The sequence below is a fragment of the Roseiflexus sp. RS-1 genome, from assembly GCF_000016665.1.
Taxonomy (GTDB): domain Bacteria; phylum Chloroflexota; class Chloroflexia; order Chloroflexales; family Roseiflexaceae; genus Roseiflexus.
The window spans coordinates 975,515-998,117 of the sequence record NC_009523.1 but is presented as its reverse complement, the minus strand read 5'-3'; the positions used below and the strand labels follow the sequence as shown (position 1 = coordinate 998,117).

Annotated in this window: 19 protein-coding genes; 11 read left to right on the top strand and 8 right to left on the bottom strand. The window is 61.5% G+C overall.

Annotated features, from left to right (window positions below):
- The 4 genes from ROSERS_RS04170 to ROSERS_RS04155 all read left to right on the top strand — a co-directional run bounded on the left by ROSERS_RS04170 (nt 1) and on the right by ROSERS_RS04155 (nt 4,646).
- Nucleotides 1-1,062: a sensor histidine kinase gene (locus tag ROSERS_RS04170; protein WP_041332981.1), complete on the top strand. Its 1,062-nt coding sequence runs from the start codon at nt 1-3 to the stop codon at nt 1,060-1,062.
- A 143-nt stretch (nt 1,063-1,205) separates the two neighbouring features.
- Nucleotides 1,206-2,513, top strand: coding sequence for an ABC transporter substrate-binding protein (locus ROSERS_RS04165; protein WP_011955571.1), 1,308 nt, complete (start codon nt 1,206-1,208; stop codon nt 2,511-2,513).
- Nucleotides 2,514-2,784: 271 nt separating this feature from the next.
- Complete coding sequence (locus ROSERS_RS04160; protein ID WP_011955570.1) at nt 2,785-3,777, top strand: carbohydrate ABC transporter permease; 993 nt, start codon at nt 2,785-2,787, stop codon at nt 3,775-3,777.
- Nucleotides 3,774-4,646: a carbohydrate ABC transporter permease gene (locus tag ROSERS_RS04155; protein WP_011955569.1), complete on the top strand. Its 873-nt coding sequence runs from the start codon at nt 3,774-3,776 to the stop codon at nt 4,644-4,646. Before ROSERS_RS04160 ends, ROSERS_RS04155 begins: the two co-directional genes overlap by 4 nt.
- 349 nt (nt 4,647-4,995) lie before the next feature.
- Here the strand turns inward: ROSERS_RS04155 and dps are convergent, their stop codons facing one another.
- From dps to ROSERS_RS04135, 4 genes are all read right to left on the bottom strand, one after another.
- Nucleotides 4,996-5,487 (bottom strand): DNA starvation/stationary phase protection protein Dps, encoded by a 492-nt coding sequence (dps, locus tag ROSERS_RS04150; protein WP_011955568.1) that lies wholly within the window; start codon nt 5,485-5,487, stop codon nt 4,996-4,998.
- A gap of 51 nt (nt 5,488-5,538) precedes the next feature.
- Nucleotides 5,539-6,153: a response regulator transcription factor gene (locus tag ROSERS_RS04145; RefSeq protein ID WP_011955567.1), complete on the bottom strand. Its 615-nt coding sequence runs from the start codon at nt 6,151-6,153 to the stop codon at nt 5,539-5,541.
- 374 nt (nt 6,154-6,527) lie between these two features.
- Nucleotides 6,528-7,418 carry a S1C family serine protease gene (locus ROSERS_RS04140; protein ID WP_011955566.1) on the bottom strand — a complete coding sequence of 297 codons (891 nt, stop codon included), beginning with the start codon at nt 7,416-7,418 and terminating at the stop codon, nt 6,528-6,530.
- Nucleotides 7,419-7,535: 117 nt separating this feature from the next.
- On the bottom strand, nt 7,536-8,447 hold the full coding sequence (locus ROSERS_RS04135; RefSeq protein ID WP_011955565.1) for a S1C family serine protease: 912 nt from the start codon (nt 8,445-8,447) through the stop codon (nt 7,536-7,538).
- A 145-nt stretch (nt 8,448-8,592) separates the two neighbouring features.
- Here ROSERS_RS04135 and ROSERS_RS04130 point away from each other — a divergent pair, with 145 nt between their 5' ends.
- Nucleotides 8,593-9,567 (top strand): acetylxylan esterase, encoded by a 975-nt coding sequence (locus ROSERS_RS04130; RefSeq protein ID WP_011955564.1) that lies wholly within the window; start codon nt 8,593-8,595, stop codon nt 9,565-9,567.
- A gap of 1,095 nt (nt 9,568-10,662) precedes the next feature.
- Here ROSERS_RS04130 and ROSERS_RS04125 read toward each other — a convergent pair.
- The gene (locus ROSERS_RS04125; RefSeq protein ID WP_011955563.1) at nt 10,663-11,721 is read right to left on the bottom strand and encodes an ABC transporter ATP-binding protein; all 1,059 of its coding nucleotides are present in this window, start codon (nt 11,719-11,721) and stop codon (nt 10,663-10,665) included.
- Nucleotides 11,722-11,792: 71 nt separating this feature from the next.
- A complete protein-coding gene (locus ROSERS_RS04120; RefSeq protein WP_011955562.1) occupies nt 11,793-13,322 on the bottom strand; it encodes a UDP-N-acetylmuramoyl-L-alanyl-D-glutamate--2,6-diaminopimelate ligase in 1,530 nt (509 codons plus the stop codon).
- A gap of 338 nt (nt 13,323-13,660) precedes the next feature.
- Between ROSERS_RS04120 and ROSERS_RS04115 the strand changes: the two genes are divergently transcribed.
- On the top strand, nt 13,661-14,893 hold the full coding sequence (locus ROSERS_RS04115) for an ABC transporter substrate-binding protein (RefSeq protein ID WP_011955561.1): 1,233 nt from the start codon (nt 13,661-13,663) through the stop codon (nt 14,891-14,893).
- Nucleotides 14,894-15,061: 168 nt separating this feature from the next.
- Here the strand turns inward: ROSERS_RS04115 and ROSERS_RS26385 are convergent, their stop codons facing one another.
- Nucleotides 15,062-15,202, bottom strand: coding sequence for a hypothetical protein (locus ROSERS_RS26385; protein WP_198136354.1), 141 nt, complete (start codon nt 15,200-15,202; stop codon nt 15,062-15,064).
- 166 nt (nt 15,203-15,368) lie between these two features.
- Between ROSERS_RS26385 and ROSERS_RS04110 the strand changes: the two genes are divergently transcribed.
- Genes ROSERS_RS04110 through ROSERS_RS04100 form a run of 3 tightly spaced genes read left to right on the top strand, consistent with a single transcriptional unit; the run spans nt 15,369 to nt 18,194 of the window.
- Entirely contained in the window at nt 15,369-16,265 is an 897-nt protein-coding gene (locus tag ROSERS_RS04110; RefSeq protein ID WP_011955560.1) for an ABC transporter permease, read from the top strand.
- A gap of 4 nt (nt 16,266-16,269) precedes the next feature.
- Nucleotides 16,270-17,049, top strand: a complete 780-nt coding sequence (locus ROSERS_RS04105) for an ABC transporter permease (protein ID WP_011955559.1) — start codon at nt 16,270-16,272, stop codon at nt 17,047-17,049.
- Nucleotides 17,050-17,075: 26 nt separating this feature from the next.
- The gene (locus ROSERS_RS04100; RefSeq protein ID WP_011955558.1) at nt 17,076-18,194 is read left to right on the top strand and encodes an ABC transporter ATP-binding protein; all 1,119 of its coding nucleotides are present in this window, start codon (nt 17,076-17,078) and stop codon (nt 18,192-18,194) included.
- Here ROSERS_RS04100 and ROSERS_RS04095 read toward each other — a convergent pair.
- Nucleotides 18,158-19,570: a phytoene desaturase family protein gene (locus tag ROSERS_RS04095; protein ID WP_011955557.1), complete on the bottom strand. Its 1,413-nt coding sequence runs from the start codon at nt 19,568-19,570 to the stop codon at nt 18,158-18,160. The two genes, ROSERS_RS04100 and ROSERS_RS04095, sit on opposite strands and share 37 nt — an antisense overlap.
- Before the next feature lie 385 nt (nt 19,571-19,955).
- On the opposite strand from ROSERS_RS04095, the gene ROSERS_RS04090 reads away from it, so the two are divergent.
- The gene (locus ROSERS_RS04090; RefSeq protein ID WP_011955556.1) at nt 19,956-20,918 is read left to right on the top strand and encodes an IS110-like element ISRfsp2 family transposase; all 963 of its coding nucleotides are present in this window, start codon (nt 19,956-19,958) and stop codon (nt 20,916-20,918) included.
- Nucleotides 20,919-21,574: 656 nt separating this feature from the next.
- Entirely contained in the window at nt 21,575-22,303 is a 729-nt protein-coding gene (locus ROSERS_RS04080) for an STAS domain-containing protein (RefSeq protein ID WP_232282756.1), read from the top strand.
- The last annotated feature ends 300 nt before the right edge of the window (nt 22,304-22,603 follow it).

Here is a 22,603-nt window from a genome sequence, read left to right as displayed (position 1 = left end):
ATGGGACTGTGGCGCCAACTCCGCTGGCGGATCATCGCAGCGCACATGCTCGTCGTGATTGTCGGCGTCCTTACCCTGATCGTGACGGCGGAAACGCTGGCGGCTCGTTCAGTTGACCCCGCATTGTTGCCGGTCTTCCAGTCGGCAGTGATCCAGGCGCTGGTTGTGGCGGCGCTGGCGGCGACGATCGCCGGTCTGGCGACGAGCATCCTGCTGGTGCGCGAAATCCTGCGACCGTTGCGACAACTGGCAGCCAGCAGTCGCCGGATCGCTGGCGGGAACTACGATGAGCGGGTAACGGCGCCGCTGACCGACGAACTCCGTGAAGTTGCGCAGAGTTTCAATCAGATGGCGGAGACGCTGGCGCAGGTCGAGCGCCAGCGGATCACCCTGATCGGCAATGTGGCGCACGAACTGCGCACGCCGCTCGCCGGTCTGGAAGGGTACCTGGAAGGATTGCTCGACGGCGTGCTGCCAGGCGACCCTGAGACGATCCATGCCATGCAACACGAAGTGCGGCGCCTCCGTAAACTGGTCGATGATCTTCAGCACCTCTCGCGTGTGGAAGCAGGGCAGGTTGCAATCCAGCCGCAACGCTTCGATGTCGTGGCGCTGGTGCACCGTATCGTTGCGCACCTTCGACCGCAACTGATCGAACAGTGCCTGCAGATTGCGATCGAAGCGCCGGAGAAAGAAGCGCTGGCATACGCCGATCCGGATCGGACGGCGCAGGTGCTGATCAACCTGATCGGCAACGCCATCCGATACACGCCGGAAGATGGATGTATCACGATCCGCGTGCGCTGCGACCCAACCCATGTGCAGGTGATCGTTGAGGACACCGGCATCGGCATCCCCGCTGAAGCGTTGCCCTATCTGTTCGAGCGTTTCTACCGCGTCGATCCGTCACGGAGTCGGGCAAGCGGCGGCAGCGGGATCGGTCTGACAATCGCGCGTCACCTGGCGCGGGCAATGGGCGGCGAGATCACCGCTGCCAGCCCCGGGATCGGCAAAGGAAGCGTGTTTACGCTCATTCTGCCGCGCGGAGAAATTGCTTCCTGATCGCAGCAAAATTTGTGCTATACTCATTCCATCCACTCTCTAAACCGCGTAAGGGAGGTGCATGCTCGGTTCGGTTGAGCACCGACGATGTTGATGGATCATTCTCCGCGTGACCATCGTTCCATCTGAAAGGCAGGGAAGCTATGCTTCCAACGAAGTGGTTGAAACTCATCAGCGCATTTGCGATCGTTACACTCGCGCTGGCAGCCTGTGGCGCGCCGTCCACCGCGCAACCGACTGCTGCCCCCGCACAGCCGACGACTGCCCCCGCGCAGACCGGCGGCGGGAAACTCGAAATCTTCAGCTGGTGGACGAACGGCGGTGAAGCGGATGGGCTGAATGCGATGTTCAGCATCTATCAGCAGAAGAATCCCGGTGTCGAAATTGTGAATGCCACGGTCGCCGGCGGCGCCGGCACGAACGCCAAGACGGTGCTGAAGACGCGCCTCCAGGGTGGTCAACCGCCGGATAGCTGGCAGGTGCACGCCGGTAAAGAACTGACCGCATATGTAGATGCCGGTCAGATGGAGCCGCTGACCCAGTTCTTCAAAGAGCAGGGTTTCGACAAGGTGATGCCGCCGAAACTGCTCGAACAGATCACCTACAACGGCGAAATCTGGTCGGTTCCGGTCAACATTCACCGCTCGAACGTGCTCTGGTACAACATCAAAATCTTCCAGGAGAATGGTCTGACCCCGCCCAAGACCATCGACGACTTCTTCATGGTCGCCGAGGCGCTCAAGGCAAAGGGGATCATCCCCCTGGCAGTCGGCGGCAAGGACAAGTTTGAGACGCCGCACCTGTTCGAGAGCGTGTTGCTGGCAGTTTTCGGACCGGACGACTACCCCAAACTGTTCCAGCCCGGCGCAGACTGGAGCGATCTGCGGGTGCGCCAGGCTGCCGAGATCGCCAAACGCATGCTGGAATACTCCAACAGTGATCGCTCCTCCCTCGGTTGGGCTGACGCAGCGCAACTGGTGCTCGACGGCAAGGCGGGCATGACGATCATGGGCGACTGGGCGCACGGCTACTTCATCAGCAAGGGCGCGAAAGTCGGCGTGGATTACGGCTATGCCGCAGCCCCCGGCAACGACGGCGTCTTTATGTGGCTGTCGGACAGTTTCGGGCTGGCGAAGGGTGCGCCGAACCCGGAGCAGGCAAAGGCATGGCTGGCGCTCTGCGGTTCGCGTGAGGGGCAGGATGCCTTCAACCCGAAGAAGGGTTCGATCCCGGCGCGCACTGACGCCGATGTGAGCCTGTATGATGAATATCTGAAGTACTCGATCAAAGCCTTCGGCAGCGAGAAACTGGTTCCCAGCGTCGTGCATGGCGCTGCCGCTCCCGAAGCGTATATGACCGAGTACGGCAATGCGCTGAATGTCTTCGCCGGCGATCTCGATGTTGATGCCGTCGTGCAGGCATTGCAGGACGCCGCGAAAGACCTGAAGTAGTCCGAGGCGCCACAAAGCGCTTGCTTCGCGCAGGGGCGACCGAATCCGGCGCGCCCCTGCGTATAGCAGGCATCAACTGCACACCGATCACCTGAAAAAGGGGCGCGGGTGATTGCCTGGATTGTCACGTCACCCGTCCCATCGCAAACGATTATCTGGAAACCTGGAAGAACTCATCTCCGCCGGGCATCTCCAGGTTGAGCGCGTGAACGCTGCACGCAGGGGATATACACCGAAATACCGTCGCCATCCTCATCAATGAGAGGCACGAATGCGACAAGCCAAAACGCTCAGTGCGCATCCCGCCCGCCGGGTGCGCTGGATGAACCGTGATCGGGCGATTGCGCTCCTCATGATCGCCCCGTCGGCGCTGGCAATCGCCGTGTTCGTTTATGGATTCATCGGCTGGACCGCCTACATCTCGATGACCGACTGGCGGGGACTGGCGATGACCACGTCGTTCGTCGGGTTCGACAATTATCTGACGATCTTCAACACCGGTCGCTTCCAGACGAATATTCGGAACCTGATTGTTTTTACAATCTTCTTTCTGGCAGCCTGTCTGATCATCGGTTTGCTGCTCGCCGTGCTGATCGACTCGCGGGTGCGCTTCGAGGGATTCTTCCGCTCGGTGTACATTTTCCCGATGGCGCTCTCGTTCATCGTCACCGGCGTGGTCTGGCAGTGGTTGTTCGCACCCGGCAACTGGCCCAACGATCCGACCGGCATCAACCTGTTGTTCAAGCAATCGGGGTTGGATTTTCTCCAGGCAGCCTGGACAACGGATACCAGTGTTGTGCCGGGATGGCGCATCGAAGGATTGCGCACCCGGATAGGGATCCCCATGGCGATGATCCCGGTGGTTGTCGCGGCGGTCTGGCAGATGTCGGGGTTTGTGATGGCAATGTATCTGGCAGGGTTGCGCGGCATTCCAGAGGAGATCAAAGAAGCGGCGCGCGTTGATGGCGCAACCGAGTGGCAGGTGTTCCGTACTATCACCCTGCCGATGCTCCAACCGATCACGCTGAGCGCTGTGATCATTCTGGGGCATATTTCGCTGAAAATCTTCGACCTGATTGTGACGATGACCGGCGGTGCGCCCGGCAACAATACTGAAGTACCGGGATTGTATATGTATGAGATCACATTCAAAGCCAACAAGTTCGCCGAGGGAGCGGCGGTTGCGATGGTGATGCTGGTGGTCGTGGCGTTGCTGGTGGTGCCGTACCTGATCTACAACCGTCGGACAGAGGTGGAGCGATGAGCAGTGTTGCCATGCCCGCGCCGAAACGGCACCACATTCACTGGTCGCGGATGGTCGTCTACGGCGTGATGATTATCTTCCTGTTGTTCTTCCTGTTGCCGGTCTATCTGCTGCTGATTACCAGTTTCAAAAGTTTCGACCAGGTCAGCCTCAGTCGCATGTGGGAGTTGCCGACCGGCTTCTCGCTGGAGAGTTTCGACCGCGCCTGGAACGGCGGCGAGGGTGTGATTGGGATGCGCGGGAGTTTCTGGAACAGTGTGCAGCTGGTGGTTCCGGCGACGGTCATCTCGTGCATCCTGGGGTCGCTCAATGGGTATGTCCTGTCGAAATGGCGCTTTCCCGGTTCGGAAACCCTGTTTACGCTGATCCTCTTCGGCATGTTCATCCCCTACCAGAGCGTGCTGGTGCCGCTGGTCGAGGTGTTGCGCGAGATCCGGCTGTATGCCACCATTCCCGGTCTGATCCTGGTGCACGTGGTCTACGGCATTCCGATCACGACGCTGATCTTCCGGAATTACTATGCGACGGTGCCGAACGAACTTGTGGAAGCCGGGAAGATCGACGGCGCCGATTTCTTCCATATCTACCGCCACGTGATGCTGCCGCTCTCCGCACCGGGGTTCGTGGTGGTGGCGATCTGGCAGTTCACCTCGATCTGGAATGAGTTCCTGTTCGGTCTGATCATCACCAACGATCCGCAACTGCGCCCGGTGACCGTTGCGCTGCAAAATCTGTCCGGCAGTCAGTTCACGCAGTGGAATGTGCAGATGGCCGGGGCGTTGATGGTTGCGTTGCCGCCGCTGCTGGTCTACATTTTCCTTGGAAAGTACTTCCTGCGCGGCTTGCTGGCGGGGTCGTTGAAGGGGTAATATCGATATGAGCGCTCATACCTTAATACCCCGTGACAGACGACGCATCCTCCAGGTGACCCATCACCGTCTGATACACCGTCGTCAGCGGCACGCCACGTTCGCGCGCGATTCGGGCGCAATCTTCGTACTCCGGCGCTGCCCCACGACGCAACCCGTTTGAGCGACCGCCTGGTCGTGCTGGTGCTCCGGATTCCCGTGCGCTTTTGCCCCTCATCCCCCCCTGCCCTCTTCTCCCACACGGGGAGCAGGGGAAGGTTGGGCGTCCTGATGCCTGAAACGGGAGATGGCACGCAGGGGCTTCCCAAAAACCCACCCCTGTGAGGAAGCCTGGATGGGGTGTGCACTCCTAAGCCTGGACGTGCGCTTCGAGGAACCAGAGGTTCTTGTCGAGCATGCGCGACACTTCGGTGAAGAGGTCAGCAGTGTCGGCATCACCCGCTTCGGCGGCGGTATCAATGGCGCTTCGCACCATCCCCGCCAGGCGCCCGAACCGTTCTGCCAGCGCTTCGATATGCTGCGGTCCGTCTGTGATGTCGAGCGGGTATTCCGCGATGCTGGACGATGCCGCCACGATTCGTACCGTTCCCAGCGCAGTACCGCCAAGCGCCGTCACCCGTTCCGCCATGTCGTCGATGGCTTCCTCCAGGTCTTCCGCCAGTTTGTCGAAGAGTTCGTGGAGCGCGATGAACTGTAACCCTTTGACATTCCAGTGTGCCTGTTTTGTCTGGCTATACAGGTCGAACGCATCGGCGAGATGCTGGTTGAGCAGATTGATCATGCGACGCCGCGTTTCCGCAGGGATGCCAACGCGCGTCGGAAATGTCCGTGCTTCAGGCATACGGGTCCTCCTTTTTTGGGTGCGCTGAAAGCCACGGTGTCATTATACCATTCACAGGGTGATAATGCCCTGGCGCGCGCCGCGGTTGACCGCTTCGGTGCGGCTCGAAACACCGAGTTTGGCGAAGAGTGACGAAAGGTGAAACTTGACGGTGTGTTCGCTGATCTGCAATTTCTGTGCGATCTGTTTGTTCGATAACCCCTGACTCACCAGTTCGAGCACGTCGCGTTCACGCGCGGTCAACGGCTCGCCGACCGGTTCTGCTACCGATAACGGGCGACGGTGCAGCAGGCGCAACGCCAGTTCCGACGCGAAGACAATCAACCCTTGTGCGACTGCCTGGATCGCAGCGGCTAACTCCGCTGCACCTGCGTCGTGCGATAGCAGCCCCCACGCGGTCAGCGGCAGGCGGCGCAATACATCCGCCTGCCGCTCGTCGTCGCTCAGCAACAGCACTGCGTACCGTGGCTCCTCTCCCAGCGCCCGATCCGCCTCGGTCAGCACACTGTCATCTGCCGCCAGGATGACATCCGTATCGGGTGGAATGCTGGCGGGTGTGGTGAGCGATACGGTTTCGCCGACGATCTCGACGTTCGCTTCGGCGACCAGGGCGCGCAACCCGGCGCGCAACGCTGGCGTTGGGGCGACGATCAGGACGCGAATCATGGTGAAAAGCCTCCGGCGGGCTGATGAAGATTGAGAAATAAATCCGCTATTCCGCGCTAGCCGTCGGGCTGATGGAGATTGAGAAATAAATCCGCTATCCCGCGCTAGCCGTCGGGCTGAAGCCCTCGGCTATCCAGGGCGAAGCCCGCCTGCGCGGGCTAGACCGGATTATTTCTTCAACGACCATAAGCCCTGGCTAAGGTCGGGCAAGCCCTGCGGGCTGGATCAACCCCGCTTCTCCCGGCATATGGCAAGGATAGCTGAAACGCCAGCCCCGCAGGGGCTTCCATGCGCTCAGGGAGGGCTTGAGCCTGCACCCGCTGAGGAGGTTCAACCTCTATGAGAAATGCTATAATCTAAAGCGCTTTCGCGCACTATGATCCCGCGCCGGGCGTCACATCGATCACGCGAATGTCGCCAGCGCGCAGCAACCGGAGACGGAGCGTTCCATCCGTGTGCTGAAGCGCTCTGTGCAGGTCCTCCGGCTGCTCCAATGATACCGTATCGGCATGGAGCAGCAGGTCGCCCACCAGAATCCCCGCCTGCTCCGCCGGACTGCCTGGCTCGAGACTGACTACCAGCAAGCCTCTCGATCGTCCGTTCAGCACGCCTTCCGGTAATGGCAGTGATTGCACACCGACGCCAAGACGTGCGCGTCGCCCCTGGCTATCGTTCAACCACCGTTCGACGACGTGACTGGCGATGGCAACCGCCAGATCGCCGCCAAACACCATTGCGTTGATCCCGATCACCCTGCCGCGTGCGTCGAGCAGCGGTCCGCCCGAGTTGCCGGGCGCGAGCCGTACATCGGAACGGATGAACGCGACACGCTGTCCGTTGCGCGTCTCCGCCTCCCCCAGCCCACTGACGATACCGGCAGTCACCACCCATGGCTGTCCCCACGGATGACCAATCGCAAAGACCAGTTCACCAACCCGCAAACGCGACGAATCGCCAACCGATGCCGGTGGAAGGTCGTCTGCCGACGTGTGGAGCAGCGCCAGGTCGAGGTCCGGGTTACGCGCTGCAACCCTCACCGGCAGATCGCGCCCATCGAGCGTTTGCATGCGCAACCTGCCGCCCGTACCAGCAACGACGTGGTCGTTGGTCAGAACAACGCCGCCAGATTGCCAGACCACGCCGGTACCAACGCCTCTGCCTGCTCCGTGCAGATGCACGACGCTCCGCCGCGCGCGTTCGGCACGATCAGCGAAACCGGCAACAATATCCGGTGCACGATAGAACACCTGAGTCATGGAAGTCATGCGCCTTTCTGGTTTTCCCTATCAAGTAAAGACGCGAATGGGAAGGACATTCCCGGCTTCGCGTCTTCCGGATGTGACGATAGATCGCACAACGCTGCGACGTCTCGGAAATCCGGTCTACGACCCTTTGCGTTGTCCGATGGTCACCGTCAGCGTCATCAGCGCTCCGCCGCGAATAATCTCCGCCGGGACAGTCGCGCCGACGCGATCGCCGCTCAAAACTGCCTGCAAATCGTCGGTATCGTTCAGAACCACGCCATCGATCCCAACCAGAATGTCGCCGATGAGCAGTCCAGCCCGACTCGCCGGGCTGTCCGGCTCGACGCGCACGATCAGCAGCCCGCGTTCCTGGTTGCGCCCGGCGCGCTGCCCCGCCGGAATCGTAACCGGTTGGCTGCTGATGCCGAGAAAGCCACGGCGAACATGCCCCTGACTCGCCAGGGTGTGGGCGATGCGCCAGGCGAGCGGCGCGGGGAGCGCCAGCGCCACGCCGCCGATCAGCCCGGTTGTGAACAGCCCCAGCACCGCCCCGGTCGCATCGATCAGGGCGCCGCCCGAAAAACCGGGGTATGGTGTGGCATCGGTCTGGATCACCTGCTCGACCATGCCTCGTCGGGTGCGTAATGGACCGCCGACCGCGCTGACAATGCCCAGGCTCGCCATTGGTCCGCCCGGAGAGGGGCGCCCGACGGCGAGCACGAACTGACCGACGCGCGCCGGATCGAGCGCCTGCGCTGCGATCTCGCCGACCAGTGCATCGACCCGCAACAGCGCCAGGTCGCTGGTCTGGTCGCGACCGACCAGGCGCGCCGCCAGGGTGCGTCCATCATCGGTCTGGATCGTCAGGTCATCGTCGCGCTCCAGGACGTGGTCCGCCGTCAGAACCTGGTCGGCGGCAATAATGATACCGCTGGCAGGCTGGCGTTGTCTGCCGTTCACCATCACCAGCGAGCGACGGATACGTTCGACGGCGTCCGCCATCTGGTGTGAAAGTGCGCTGATTGGATCGGCGCCGGATGATGCAGTCATGGTATCCTCCTTCTGTAGCCTTGCGTGAATGATACCAGTGCGCGCGCCGCGCGGCATCGCCGGAATGCGCAGGATGCCACCTGGAAAAATGGGCAGGTGTCGGCGCTATAATTGCACTATTGTTCTTGCAGATAAGGAGGGTTGCATGGCGTTCTTCGATCTCTCGTTCGATGAGTTACAACGGTACCTTCCCCCGCGCGAGGAACCGCCCGATTTCGATGCATTCTGGCAGGCGACGCTCGAAGAAGCGCGCATGTATCCGCTCGATGTGCGTTTTGAGCCATACGATGCGGGGCTTACGACGGTTGAGACGTTCGATGTGACCTTTCGCGGCTACGGCGGACAGCCGATCAAGGGATGGCTGTTGCTGCCGCGCCACGCCTCTCATCCGCTTCCTGCCGTCGTCGAGTACATCGGGTACGGCGGCGGACGCGGCTTCCCGACCGACTGGTTGCTCTGGAGCGCGGCAGGATATGCGCACCTGGTGATGGACACCCGCGGTCAGGGAAGCGCCTGGCTCAAAGGCGATACGCCCGACCCGGAACCGGAAGGATCAAATCCCCATCACCCCGGCTTCATGACGCGCGGTATCACCAGCCCATACACCTACTACTACCGCCGGGTCTTCACCGACGCAGTGCGTGCCATCGAGGCAGCCCGCGCCCATCCTGCAATCGACGCCGGGCGCATTGCTGTGACCGGCGGCAGCCAGGGGGGTGGAATCGCGCTGGCGGTCGCCGGACTGGTGCACGACATCAGGGCGACGATGCCCGACGTACCATTCCTGTGTCACTACCGTCGCGCTACCGAGATCACCGATGCCAATCCGTACTACGAAATTGCGCGCTACTGTAAGGTGCACCGTGATCGGGTCGAGGCGGTGTTCCAGACGTTGAGTTACTTCGACGGGGTCAACTTCGCCGCACGCGCCCAGGCGCCGGCGCTCTTCTCGGTGGGGTTGATGGACGATGTGTGCCCGCCATCGACGGTCTATGCCGCATACAACCACTACGATGGACCGAAGCAGATTCGCGTCTACCGGTACAACCAGCACGAAGGGGGCGGCACGTTCCAGAACCAGGAGAAGATCAGGTTTCTGCGCACAGTGCTGGGAGGGTGACGGCTTGCCCCAGGCGGAGCGGTGTGAACGAAGGAGGAAGGTTGAACTTCGACGCAGGGCGCGGGGAGAGGGCGGTGAAGCGTGATTAGAGCAGGTCTCAGATACGTTGACCCTTGTCCAGGTCTGCCGTGTCGCGCGAGACGCCTGCCGCTGGCGGAGTGTAGACCGAAATTCATTTCGGTCGCCACGTGGGGAGCGCGCTTCCGGGGATGTTCAAACCCGTCCATTGGGTTCAACCTCTATGAGAACTGCTATAATCCGGTATACCGAATGAGCCGTGGGGCTAATGGAGATTGAGAATTAAATCCGCTCTACCGCACGAGCCGTCGGGCTAATGGAGATTGAGAATTTATTCCGCTCTACCGCGCTAGCCGTGGGGCTGAAGCCCTCGGCTAGCCAAGGCGAAGCCCGCCTGCGCGGGCTGTAGCGGATTATTTACTCAAAGACCATAAGCCCTCGGCTATGCGCGGCAAAGCCCGCCTGCGCGGGCTATGGCAGAATAATTACTCAAAGACCATAAGCCCCTGGCTCTCCAGGGCAAAGCCCGCCTGCGCGGAACGCGAACTCTAACGGTGACTCTATCGACTATCGGCTATCAGCTACGATAAGCCCCCGGCTCTCCAGGGCAAAGCCCGCCTGCGCGGGCGAGAATCGTGCGCTCTACTCCAGGAGCAGGAGAGACGCCACCTCAGGTGCGCGCGCCTCCGGCGCGCACCCCGGCAGAGACGCTCCAGCCCCGCAGGGGCTTCCATGCGCTCAGGGAGGGCTTTAGCCCGCACGAGCGGAGGCGCGCCTGACGATGGACGATGGCGGATGGCTTCTCTCTGACCGCCACGCAAGGCGGTCGCCGCACGAGGAGCGTGAGCGTGACTGCGTTCGTCCGAGGAGGTTCAATCTCTATAAGAACTGCTATAATTCTCAATCTTCATCAGCCCCACAGCGGGAACGTTCGGCATACCGGACTTAACGCTCCCGTAACAGGTCACACCGCTGCATGCGGGCGAGACGCCCGCGCACCCAGGCAATGCGAGAACGCGCACCATTCCAGAGCGTCAGGAACATTGCAAAACGATCATTAGCCTGCTTCTCCGCTTTTCAGGTCGCTGTTGCGCCACGCTCACACGGAAACGCGACCGCTTCGCCCTGCACCCTGACGACAACCCGCACGCCGGGAGCAATGTCGGTCCGCGGACCGGTGCGCGCCTGGATGAGCGAACCATCGCACATGCGAATGCCGATGAGTTGATCGTGCCCGAAGAAAACGATCTCTTCGATGAGTCCGCAGCCGGTCGCATCGGGATGCAGATCGAGCGCTTCAGGGCGCACCATGACTTCCACCGGTCCATCACGCGGAGCGGCAAGCGGGACTCTGCCGAGCACACATTCGGCACACCGACCAGAAGCGCGCGCCGGAACAAAATTCGCCTCACCAACGAACATCGCCACGGCGCGCGTCGCCGGACGCAGGTAAATGTCATGCGGCACGCCGATCTGCTCAATCCTGCCCTGCCGCATCACGGCAACCATATCGGCGATACTGAACGCCTCTTCCTGATCGTGGGTGACGAACACGGCAGTCGCCCCCGACTGCCGCAGAATGCGGCGTACCTCCTCGCGCGTCGCTTTGCGCAGCACGGCGTCGAGATTGGAAAATGGCTCATCGAGCAGAATCACCTGCGGTGCGGGCGCCAGGGCGCGCGCCAGCGCGACGCGCTGCTGCTGTCCCCCTGATAACTGATGCGGATAACGATCGGCGAGATCTTCAAGACCTGCCAGCGCTAGCAGTTCGGCGACCCGCATTGCGCGCTCACGCGGCGGACGTCCGTTCAAACCAAACGCGATATTCTCACGCACTGAGAGATGCGGAAAGAGCGCATAATCCTGAAAGACCATGCCGACCCGCCGCCGCTCCGGCGGCGCCCAATCCCCACCCCCGGCGACACGCCTGCCGTCCAGGTAGATCTCGCCGGTGTCTGGCGCTTCGAGACCGGCGATCAGGCGGAGCGTGGTTGTCTTGCCGCACCCGCTCGGTCCAAGCAATGCCAGCAGCGTGCCGCGCGGCGCCCGCAGCGATACCTGCTGAACCGCCGGTGTCTCGCGGTTGAACCACTTGCTGACTGCGCGTAACTCGATGGCGTCTTCATGGATACTCATAACATGAATAAGCGTACTCTTATATTCACATTTTGTCAAGAAAAAACCGTGAAAATAAGCGAAGCCTGTTCTTATCCGCCATATCCCAATTCCGCCAGCGCGCGTCGCGCCTCCGCCGCTTCATCCCAGGGAACCGGCGTTGTCCCGTAGATGATGCTTCCCTCGTGACCCTTGCCGAGGAGCAGCACAATATCGCCAGGGCGTGCATACGCAAATGCAGTACGAATTGCCAGGGCGCGATCCGGAATACACAGACAGGTTTCGCCGATCCGTTTACCGACAGCTTCGGCGCCAGCGGCGATTTCGGCGATGATCGCGGCACGATCCTCCAGGCGAGGATCTTCGTCGGTCACAATGACCAGGTCGCAAAAGCGTCCTGCAATCTCCCCCTGCAACGGGCGTTTGGCGCGGTCGCGTTCTCCGGCGCTGCCAAAGACCGCAATCACCTGTCCTTCGGTGAGTGGACGCACAATGCGGAACAGTTTCTCGAATGCGCCGGGGGTGTGCGCATAATCAACCAGCACGGTGAACGGCTGTCCTGCCTCGATCCGTTCCATACGTCCCCGCACGCCGGGCACGCGCTCCAGCGCCGCAAGGCAGCGCTCAAGCGGCACACCCTCGGCGCAGGCGACAGTCAATGCTGCCAGTGCATTCCAGACATTGAAGTCGCCGGTGAGGCGCAATCGTGCATCCGCAGCGCCCCATGGCGTCGTCACCCGAAAGCGCAGCCCGTCGCGGGTCGAACGGACATCTTCTGCGCGCACGTCGGCATGCGCGTGAACCGCATAGGTCAGACGTTCCGCAGATACCGGCGCCGCGTCGAGGAACATGCGATGATGCGGATCATCGGCGTTCACAACCGCGATCTTGCGCTGCTTGAACGGCGCGGCAGCATCGTTGAACTCCGCCAGCATCTCGAACAGGCGCGCTTTGTCGCGGCGATACTGCTCGACCGTGCCGTGAAAATCGAGGTGCTCCTGCGTCACATTCGTGAATACAGCAATATCGAATGCACTTCCGGCGAGTCGATTCCAGCGCGCCGAGAGCGCGTGCGACGTCGCCTCGATGACCGCATAGCTGCAACCCGCTTCTGCCATATCCCGCAGCAGCGCCTGAACCTCCGGCGCTTCCGGCGTGCTCTGGCGTGAGTCGTTGGTCCACATGCGCTCACCGATCTTGAAATCGACCGTGCCCATCAAACCGGTGATGGCGCCCCCGGCTTCGAGCGCCACGCTGGTCAGGAATGTCGTGGTGGTCTTCCCGTCGGTGCCGGTCACGCCAACGATCCGCATGCGCCGACCGGGATGCCCGTAGAAGGCTGCTGCAAGCGGCGCCAGCGCGACGCGCGCATTCGGTACGCGCAACGCCGGAACCGGCACGCGACCGTCCCACGCAGGGTCTTCGTACACCACAGCCGCCGCGCCACGTTCGAGCGCCTGCGGAATGTAGGCATGCCCATCGGTATGAAAGCCGCGATACGCCACAAACAACGCCCCTGGAGTCACGGCGCGCGAGTCGTACACAACGCCGGCGATCTCCGGGTTGACAGGTGGCATATGCGCAGGTTCGCACAGATGCTTCAGTATCTCGTGGAGACGCATGGTTCGCACTCCGCGTGTTCTATTCAGCGCGCCGAAGTATAGAAGGGACGGGAAGGATTGTCAATCACACGACGTTGTGGCGACATCCTGGGAGCGCGGGCGTCCCCGCCCGCACGCAGAGACGGGAAGGATTGTCAATCACGCGACGTTGTGGCGATTGACCGGAATGCTTAACATATTCTTTACACGGGCATCACGCAACCTTCAGGTTTGTTCCATACACTCATGAAGTGCATTGCATGCAATCCATACGAGGCATGACGTTGCCGGAAATACTCCGCACGTGCAGTGCATTGTGCAGATACCCTCACATGCGAGAAGAGAGGAGAAGAGGAGAAATGAGCGTTCAACGCAACAACCGGCGCTGGTCGCGCCGGGCATTCCTGCGTGTTGCTGTCGGCGCCGGTGCAGGCGCCATCCTGGCTGCGTGCGGTCAGGCAACAACCACCGCGCCAACCGCTCCAGCAGCAACCACAGCTCCAGCTGAAGCGACGGCGCCAGCGCAACTCCCGCCACCACCGGCGCCCGGTCCGCTGACGGCTGCCGATGCTGGCGGGATGGAAAAATTGGTCGAACTGGCGCGCGCCGAAGGCAACCTCTCCACCATCGCTCTGCCGGACGATTGGGCGAACTATGGAGAGATGAAGAAGAAATTCCTCGAAAAGTACCCGTTCATCAAACACGAAGACCTCAACCCCGACGCGAGTTCGGCGCAGGAGATCGAAGCGATCAAAGCCAATGCTGGCAGCAAGGGACCGCAGGCGCCCGATGTGATCGACGTTGGCTTCACCTGGGGCAATACCGCCAAAAAAGAGGGTCTCCTCCAACCGTACAAGGTTGAGAAGTGGAACGAGATCCCGGATACGCTGAAAGATCCAGAAGGGTTCTGGTACGCCGACTATTACGGCGTGATGGCGTTCGAGGTGAATACGCAGGTGGTCAAGAATATCCCGCAGGACTGGTCGGACCTGTTGAAGCCGGAGTACAAGGGACAGATTGCGCTTGCAGGCGACCCCACCGGTTCGGGACAGGCGATCAATGCAGTCTGGGCTGCTGCGCTCGGCAATGGCGGCTCGCTCGATGATCCAATGCCTGGTCTGGAGTTCTTCAAGCAACTGAACGAAATGGGCAACCTGCTGCCGGTGGTCGCCAAGCCAGCAACCATTGCCAAAGGTGAAACGCCGATCGCGCTGCGCTGGGACTACAATGCGCTGGCGAACCGCGACCAGAATGCTGGCAATATCGACATCGCCGTGGTGGTGCCGAAGAGTGGTTCGCTGGCAGGCGTGTATGTGCAGGCGATCAGCGCCTATGCGCCGCGCCCGCATGCCGCGCGCCTGTGGATGGAATTCCTCTACTCCGACGAAGGGCAGTTGATCTGGCTCAAGGGGTATGCGACACCGGCACGGTTCGAGGCGATGCGCAAGGCGGGTCTCATCCCACAGGATCTGCTCGACAAACTGCCGAAAACCGACGCGCCGGTCGCCTTCCCGACCGGTGATCAGATCAATGCCGCGTTCGACAAGATCAAGAGTGGCTGGCCCACCATTGTCGGTGCGACGGTGCAGTAACGTGCGGAACAGAGGAGTGTGCGAGACGCCAGGAGCATCGGAGCAATCTTCGAAAGTAGAAGACGACTCGCTTGCTAATGGTCTTTGAAGAAATAATCCGCTCTAGCCCGCGCAGGCGGGCTTCGCCTCGCATAGCCGAGGGCTTATGGTCTTTGAGTAAATAATCCGCTACAGCCCGCGCAGGCGGGCTTCGCCCTGGCTAGCCGAGGGCTTCAGCCCCACGGCTAGCGTGGTATAGCGGATTAAATGCTCAATCTCCATGAGCCCGACGGCACAAAGCGCATAGCGGATTAAATGCTCAATCGCCATCAGCGTGCTTCAGGCATCATCTCAAACTGGCTCAGGACGTGTATCTTAGCGGGTGAACATACACGCATGGTTGGGACGGATCGCATTCCGTTCCAGCCATGCTGACAGACCAGAGGCGCCGGCGGTCTGGTCATCATTCCTGGAAACGGTTGCAACGAGGTGGTTCATGGCGCCCCTGACACAGACAAAAACGAACCAGCCGACCGTAACACGCCGGTCTCTTTCGTGGACATGGGTGGGGGTGGCGCCATTCTTTCTGTTTGTCGCCGCTTTTCTCATCTGGCCCACCCTGTCGATCATCGGGCAGAGTTTTCTCGACCAGGAACGCCGTCTGACGCTGCAAAACATTCTTGAATTGGGACGCCCGTTCATTGTTTCTTCGTATGTGTACAGTGTGCAACTCAGCGCGGTAACTGCTATCGGCGGCGGGTTGCTCGGCGGGTTGCTGGCGTATGCGATCACAATCGGCGGGTTGCCACGCCCGCTGCGCGATGCAGTGCTCAGTTTCTCCGGCGTCGCGTCGAACTTCGCCGGTGTGCCGCTGGCGTTTGCGTTCATCGCCACACTTGGACAGTTGGGCGTCGTGACCCAGTGGCTGCGTTCGATAGGGATCAGTCTGTACCCCGCATTCAGTCTCTACAGTTTTTGGGGGTTGTGCATCGTCTATATCTATTTTCAAATCCCGCTGATGGTCTTGATCATGGCGCCGGCATTCGAGGGGATGCGGCGCGAATGGCGGGAAGCTGCCGAAAGTCTGGGGGCGAACGGATGGCAGTACTGGCGCTATGTCGGGCTGCCGATCCTGCTTCCCTCGATCCTCGGAACGACGGTGCTGCTGTTCGGCAATGCATTTGGCGCGCATGCCACCGCCTTTCAGTTGACCGGCGGCGGTAGTCAGGGGAACGTTGTCACCATTCTGATTGGCGCGCAGATCAGCAGCGATGCGCTCGCCAACCCTGGTCTCGGCAATGCGCTCGCACTCGGCATGATCGTCATCATGGGCGTCAGTATTGGACTCTATACCTGGCTTCAGCGCCTCTCTGCGCGCTGGTTGCAGTCGTAACCCTATGCTGAAACGTTTCTGGCCCTGGTTCTGGTTTCTGGTTGGCGCAGCCTACTTTCTTGTGCCGCTGTACGCCACTTTCGACTTCTCACTGCGCGCCCGCCGCGGCGAGTTGAGTTTCGCCGCGTATACCAGCGTGTTGAACGATGTCAGGTTTGTCGAAAGTTTTATGTTCTCGCTCCAGACGGCGTTGGCGACGATTGTGATCAGCGCACTTGTGATTGTGCCGACGGCGTACTGGGTGCAACTGCGTCTGCCGCGCCTGCGCCCGGTGATCGAGTTCTTTACGCTGCTGCCGTTCGTTGTACCGGCAGTCGTGCTGGTCTTCAGCCTGGCGCGCACCTACAGCCGCACCCCGCTCACCGACAGCCGCGAAGGGTTGTGGGTGCTCCTCGTCGGCTCGTATGTCATTCTGTCGTTCCCGTATATGTATCGGGCAGTCGATACCGGATTGCGTTCGATCAACATCCACGATCTCACCGAAGCGGCGCAGAGCCTGGGCGCCGGATGGTTCACCATTCTGACGCGCGTGATCTTTCCCAATGTCTACGTTGCATTGCTCAGCGGCGCGTTCATTACTTTTGCGATTGTCATGGGCGAGTTCACCATCGCTGCGCTGCTCGCGCAACCGGCGTTTGGTCCGTATATGAACCGTCTCGCCAGCAGTAAGGTGTACGAACCGTCGGCGCTGGCGATCATCAGTTTTGCGCTGACGTGGGCGGCAATCGCTGCAATCCAGTGGTTTGGTCAGGGTACGCAGGCGCGGGTGGCCGGACCGCGCTAGTGATGCGTTCGTCAACTGGGGGAAGTATGGCATTTCTCGACATCGTTCACGTGCAGAAGAGTTTTGGAACAACCATTGCCGTTGAAGACTTCACCCTGGCAGTCGAGCAGGGTGAGTTCGTTTCGTTCCTGGGACCGTCGGGGTGCGGCAAAACGACGACGCTGCGCATGGTTGCGGGGTTTGAAAAGCCGACATCGGGGCGGATCGTCATCGACGGCGTCGATGTGACCGATATGCCGCCCAACCGGCGCAACATTGGCATGGTGTTCCAGTCGTATGCGCTCTTCCCGAATATGACTGTCGCCGACAATATCGGTTTCGGGCTGCGGATCGCGCGTCGTCCGGCGCACGAAATCCACGCGCGGGTCGAGGAACTGCTGCGCATCATTCATATGCCCGAGTTTGGGCGGCGCTATCCGTATCAGTTATCCGGCGGGCAGCAGCAGCGGGTCGCGCTGGCGCGGGCGCTGGCGATCCAGCCAAAACTGCTGTTGCTCGATGAGCCGCTCTCGGCGCTCGATGCCAAAATACGCGCCTCGCTCCGCCAGGAGATCCGTGACATTCAACGCCAACTCGGCATCACCACGATTTATGTCACCCACGATCAGGAAGAGGCGATGGCTCTGTCCGACCGGATTGTGGTGATGAGTCGCGGGAAGATCGAGCAGATCGGCACGCCCTTCGAGGTGTACAACTTTCCTGCAACCCGCTTCGTCGCGTCGTTCGTCGGCACGCTCAACCAGATCGAGGCGACCGTCGTCGATGCCGCTATCGGACTGCTGGCGGTTGAAGGTCAGCAATTCCGCATTGCCCGCCCCCTCCCGTATCGCTCAGGCGACACGGTGAACATCGCCATCCGCCCGGAGTTGATCGCGCTCGATGGGCAGTTCAACAGTGCGATGAACCGGTTGAGCGGAACGGTCGAAGATGTCACCTTTCTCGGCTCGATTGTGCGGGTGCGCCTGCGTCTGGCAGCCAACCGGCTGTCGATGGACATCTTCAACAACCCGCATCTGCGCCCGCCGCAACCGGGAGAGACAATCACTGTGCATTTTGCGCCCGAAGCCTGCCTGGCGCCGGGCGACGACACGCCGCGCGGAGCGAATGCTCAACCATTGTCGGCGAGCGCTGCGGAAGCCGCGTGATACCCGCACATGCCGTGCACTCCCGGACCCGGCGGCGTCGAGGAAGAGCAGAGATAGATGCCGCGCGCCGGGGTGCGATAAGGGGTCAAACTGAGGGTTGGTCTGGTGATCAGTTGCCGCCAGTCCGGTACCCCGCCACTGATGTCACCGCCGATCAGGTTTGGGTTCCAGGCTTCCATGTCGGCACAGTTCATGGCGCGCCGCGCCAGAATGCGATCGCAAAAACCGGGCGCAAAACGCTCGATCTGCGCTTCAACGGCTGCGGTCATATCAACCATCGATCCGTGCGGCACGTGGCAGTATGCCCAGCCAGTATGCTTCCCCGGCGGCGCGCGGGTCGGATCGAACAACGTCGGCTGCACGAACAGAACATATGGGCATAGCGCGTGTTCATTGCGATGCGGCGCCCGCTCCGATTCGGCGATCTCTTCCAGCGTTCCGCCGAGATGCAGGGTTGCGGCGCGCAGACATGCCGGATTGCGCCAGGGGACCGGTCCATCGAGCGCATAATCGAGTTTGAACACACCCGGTCCGTGGCGAAAACGTTGCAGTCGGCGGCGGTAGCCTGGCGGCAGGCGATCACCGGCAATCTGGATCAACTGACGGGGAGACACATCGAACAGATACGCCCTGGCTTTCGGCAATTCATCGATATGCTGCACATGCCATCCCGTTCGTATCTCGCCACTCCAGGCGCGCAGACACGTTGCCAGCGCATCGGCTATCGATTGCGCTCCGCCCTGGGGCAGGGGCCAGCCAACCGCGTGACCGAGCGCGCCGAGCACGAGCGCTGGCGCCGCTGTCAACGGCGCTTCCAGCGGCAGCAACGAATGCGCGCCAAGCCCGGCGAGCAATGCGGGCGCTGCTTCGTCGCGGAACAGGGCGCGCGCCAGCAGCGTAACCGGCAGCAGCGCCAGCATCCCGAAGCGTGCTGCAGCAACCGGATGGCGGGGAAACCGCAACGGGTGCAGCACCAGCGGCTGTATCCGATCCCACGAACGCACCAGCGGCGCCATCACACGCGCATAGGCAGCGCCATCGCCGCCGAGCCAGGCGGTCGTCGCGCGCACCGACCGCTCCTGGATCACAGCGCGCCCACCGTCGAGCGGATGAGCAACCGGCGCAGGCGGGTGAATCCAGCGCAACCCAAAGCGGTGCAACTCAAGCATACGGAAAACCGGCGACGCAATCCCGAACGGATGCACCGACGATCCCAGATCGTGAACGAAACCGGGCAGCGTCATCTCCCCCGACGAAACGCCACCGCCGATCGTTTCACGCGCCTCGATGATCAATACCCGCCACCCGGCGCGCGCCAGAACGCACGCCGCAGTCAGGCCGTTCGGTCCTGCGCCAACAACCACGGCATCGTACATTGCGCTCCCCATGTTCCAGATATGCACGCAACCTCTGGCGATGCGAAGGCGGCGCCTTTGTCTCGCCACCCTCTTGTTCGATTACAGCAGTTCTCAGATATATTGACCATTGTTCCTGTCTGCGACGTCGCACAAGGCGCCCGCTTCCGGCGGAGCGTTCAATCCTGTCCAGCAGGACCGATCTTCGTGAGAACTGCGCTCCATATCTCCGCGCCTAGTATAATCTAACGGGACACGGTATACCGTTCTGCGCCAGGTTCACGAGATCGCCGCGGAGTGTTGGGTAGCCGTGTCCTTCAACGCGACCAAGCCGAACAGTTATCTGGGCCCTCAAACCCGCATATGCTAGCAAGGCTGGCGCCGTTTTCCTCAGGAGGTTCTGTGTATGGCTTCCCGTGAGTCGCTCTTTATCGGCATTGATGTCTCCAAACAGACGCTGGATGTGGCGTTTGGCGCCGACCCGCACGCGCCACGCGAGACGATACCGTCTACCGACGAAGGTGTCCAGCTCCTGGTCACGCGACTCCAGCGCCTGCAGCCGACCCTGATTGTGCTGGAGGCGACCGGCGGGCTGGAGCGCATGGTGTTCGCCCAACTGCTCCAGGCTGGCGTGCCGACGGCGCGGGTGCAGCCACGCCGCGTGCGCGCCCTGGCGCACGCGGAAGGACGCCAGGCGAAGACCGACCGCCTGGATGCCCGGTTGCTCGCCCGCTTTGCCGAACGGGTGCGCCCGCCGCACCACCAAGCGACGGACGAGCAGCGCGCATCCTTGCGCGACCTGCTGGTCCGGCGGGAGCAGTTGATTCAGATGCGGACGGCTGAGATCAATCGGTTGACGGCTGCCGCGCCGAACCTCCGCCCGGGCATCCAGAAGCATATTGATTGGCTGGATCAGGAGATCCGTGCGCTTGAGCAGGAACGCGACAACGAGGCGGAGCGCACCGACGAGGTGCGCCGGAAACGGGAGCTGCGCGAAAGCGTGCCCGGCATCGGCGCGATCACCGCACTGAACCTGCTGCTCCGCCTGCCCGAACTGGGGACCATCAATCGCAAGGAAGCGGCGGCCTTTGTGGGCGTTGCGCCGTATGCCAATCAGAGCGGCGCACAGCACAAACCCCGGCATATCTCCGGCGGCAGGAGGGATGTGCGCAGCGTGTTGTACATGGCGACCCTGGCGGCCACGCGGCGCCGTCTGGTCAGGCGCGCCTTCGATCAGCGCCTGTGTCAAGCTGGCAAGCCGCGCAAGGTCGCCATCGTCGCTGCGATGCGCAAGCTGCTGACTATTCTCGGCGCAATATTGCGTCAGCAAAAGCCCTGGGATCCGGCTGTGCATACGAGCGCCCCTTGACAAGCAACACAGTTACTCCGCGTCTCCGCGTGAGCCGGCCCGATGCAGCGGAGATGCGGAGTACGCGGAGGGATACGGATCATTCCAGTCTTTCTCGGATGCGTCGACCGTCGTTCGTGTCCCCCGTGTCGCGCGAGGCGTCCGCTACACGCCCGGCGTCTCAGCGGTGAGTTCAGGAGAGTCATGAATGTGCAATGGAATGTGCGATTCGCCGGTCGCCACGCGACACGCCTGCTCCTGCGTTCTGGTACGTGCTGGTGGAAGCCCAGGGATGTGGGGCTGGATCATGTCCATCGGAAACGGCAGATCATAAGCGTGGCCGCAATGAATTCGCACCTGTTCTGCAATCATTGGTCTCCGATACTCCAGTACCATGCCCATGGGTACGTTACTATCATCATTGTTGCCACTGATACAGGAGATAGCGATCCATGAAGATCACGCAGCGTCAAGTTGTATCCCTGACTCTTGGAATTATTGTCGTCGGTGACATCATCCTGGCACTCGCGCTCACAATTCTCCAGAGGTGGGATGGCGCCGCTATCGCCGCTATATCCGCCCTTGCGACCGGCGCACTGCTCACTGCACATCTCCGTGGGTGGAAGCATGCCGCTTCCGTTTTTCTCATCTTGTCTTCAGTGCTGACAGGATCTGTCATGGATATCTTCCTCGTGGAGGGGCAGGCATCCGTACCGCTGACGCTCATTTTCCCGCCGGTGCTGGGGCTGGCGCTGGTTGGCGCACGGGGGATCATCGTGAGCGCGAGCCTGTCACTGGGAATCTATGTTGTTCGGGTGATCCTGTCCGGCTATACCGTCGATCCGGTTCTCATCGTCGCGTATGTTATGCTTGTTCTCCTTATCCTGGTGGCGCGCGCAGTGCTGAACACCGAAGTGCAGCGGGCGGAGGAAGCCCGCCAGCGCGCAGAAGCGGCGCAGGCGCGCATCGAAGAACAGGCGCATGCCCTGGAAGCCGCCAACGCCGCGCAGCAGGCGCAACTGGAAGAGCAACGCCGCCTGCTCGACCTGGTCGCCACGCTGGAAACCCCCGCCATAACGCTCGCCGAGGGCGTCCTGTTTGCGCCGGTCGTCGGTCATCTCGATAGTCGCCGTTCGGCGGCGCTGACCGCGCGCCTGCTCGAAGTGGCGCATGCTCAACGTGCGCACCATGTGATTATCGACATTTCGGGGGTATCAACGGTGGACAGCGCTGTGGCGCAGGCGCTGATCCAGACGGCTCAGGCGCTCAGGTTGCTGGGGTGTAGCGTGACGCTCAGCGGAATCTCGTCGGAAGTGGCGCTGACGTTGACTCGCCAGGATATTGCGTTGAGCGACATTGCCACGGTGCGCAGTCCGCAGGAATCCTTGCGGCGCCAGCAGATGTAGGGCGCATATGCCCCTTGCCGATGGTGAAATGTCCCTACGGAAGAGGTTTCCGCGTTCACTCTTCCCAAATTCGCAGTATGTCGTATTGGAAGAGTGACGAAGGCGCTGCCTTCGCCTGCCCGACATGCATGATCGCAGCGTCTGCCCAGGCGTGATCCTTGCGTGCTGCGCTCCACACAGAGCAGCGACGTTTCGCAAATCACCCGCGCGCCGCAGGCGGCTACTGAAGTAATGGTCTTTGAATGAATAATTCGATATAGCCCGCGCAGGCGGGCTTTGCATTCCATAACCGAGGGCTTC

Bases quoted from the DNA above. Each gene is read 5' to 3' on its own strand.
- ROSERS_RS04170 (WP_041332981.1), top strand. From the start codon at position 1: ATGGGACTGTGGCGCCAACTCCGCTGGCGGATCATCGCAGCGCACATG.
- ROSERS_RS04165 (WP_011955571.1), top strand. From the start codon at position 1,206: ATGCTTCCAACGAAGTGGTTGAAACTCATCAGCGCATTTGCGATCGTT.
- ROSERS_RS04160 (WP_011955570.1), top strand. From the start codon at position 2,785: ATGCGACAAGCCAAAACGCTCAGTGCGCATCCCGCCCGCCGGGTGCGC.
- ROSERS_RS04155 (WP_011955569.1), top strand. From the start codon at position 3,774: ATGAGCAGTGTTGCCATGCCCGCGCCGAAACGGCACCACATTCACTGG.
- dps (WP_011955568.1), bottom strand. From the start codon at position 5,487: ATGCCTGAAGCACGGACATTTCCGACGCGCGTTGGCATCCCTGCGGAA.
- ROSERS_RS04145 (WP_011955567.1), bottom strand. From the start codon at position 6,153: ATGATTCGCGTCCTGATCGTCGCCCCAACGCCAGCGTTGCGCGCCGGG.
- ROSERS_RS04140 (WP_011955566.1), bottom strand. From the start codon at position 7,418: ATGACTTCCATGACTCAGGTGTTCTATCGTGCACCGGATATTGTTGCC.
- ROSERS_RS04135 (WP_011955565.1), bottom strand. From the start codon at position 8,447: ATGACTGCATCATCCGGCGCCGATCCAATCAGCGCACTTTCACACCAG.
- ROSERS_RS04130 (WP_011955564.1), top strand. From the start codon at position 8,593: ATGGCGTTCTTCGATCTCTCGTTCGATGAGTTACAACGGTACCTTCCC.
- ROSERS_RS04125 (WP_011955563.1), bottom strand. From the start codon at position 11,721: ATGAGTATCCATGAAGACGCCATCGAGTTACGCGCAGTCAGCAAGTGG.
- ROSERS_RS04120 (WP_011955562.1), bottom strand. From the start codon at position 13,322: ATGCGTCTCCACGAGATACTGAAGCATCTGTGCGAACCTGCGCATATG.
- ROSERS_RS04115 (WP_011955561.1), top strand. From the start codon at position 13,661: ATGAGCGTTCAACGCAACAACCGGCGCTGGTCGCGCCGGGCATTCCTG.
- ROSERS_RS26385 (WP_198136354.1), bottom strand. From the start codon at position 15,202: ATGGCGATTGAGCATTTAATCCGCTATGCGCTTTGTGCCGTCGGGCTC.
- ROSERS_RS04110 (WP_011955560.1), top strand. From the start codon at position 15,369: ATGGCGCCCCTGACACAGACAAAAACGAACCAGCCGACCGTAACACGC.
- ROSERS_RS04105 (WP_011955559.1), top strand. From the start codon at position 16,270: ATGCTGAAACGTTTCTGGCCCTGGTTCTGGTTTCTGGTTGGCGCAGCC.
- ROSERS_RS04100 (WP_011955558.1), top strand. From the start codon at position 17,076: ATGGCATTTCTCGACATCGTTCACGTGCAGAAGAGTTTTGGAACAACC.
- ROSERS_RS04095 (WP_011955557.1), bottom strand. From the start codon at position 19,570: ATGTACGATGCCGTGGTTGTTGGCGCAGGACCGAACGGCCTGACTGCG.
- ROSERS_RS04090 (WP_011955556.1), top strand. From the start codon at position 19,956: ATGGCTTCCCGTGAGTCGCTCTTTATCGGCATTGATGTCTCCAAACAG.
- ROSERS_RS04080 (WP_232282756.1), top strand. From the start codon at position 21,575: ATGGATATCTTCCTCGTGGAGGGGCAGGCATCCGTACCGCTGACGCTC.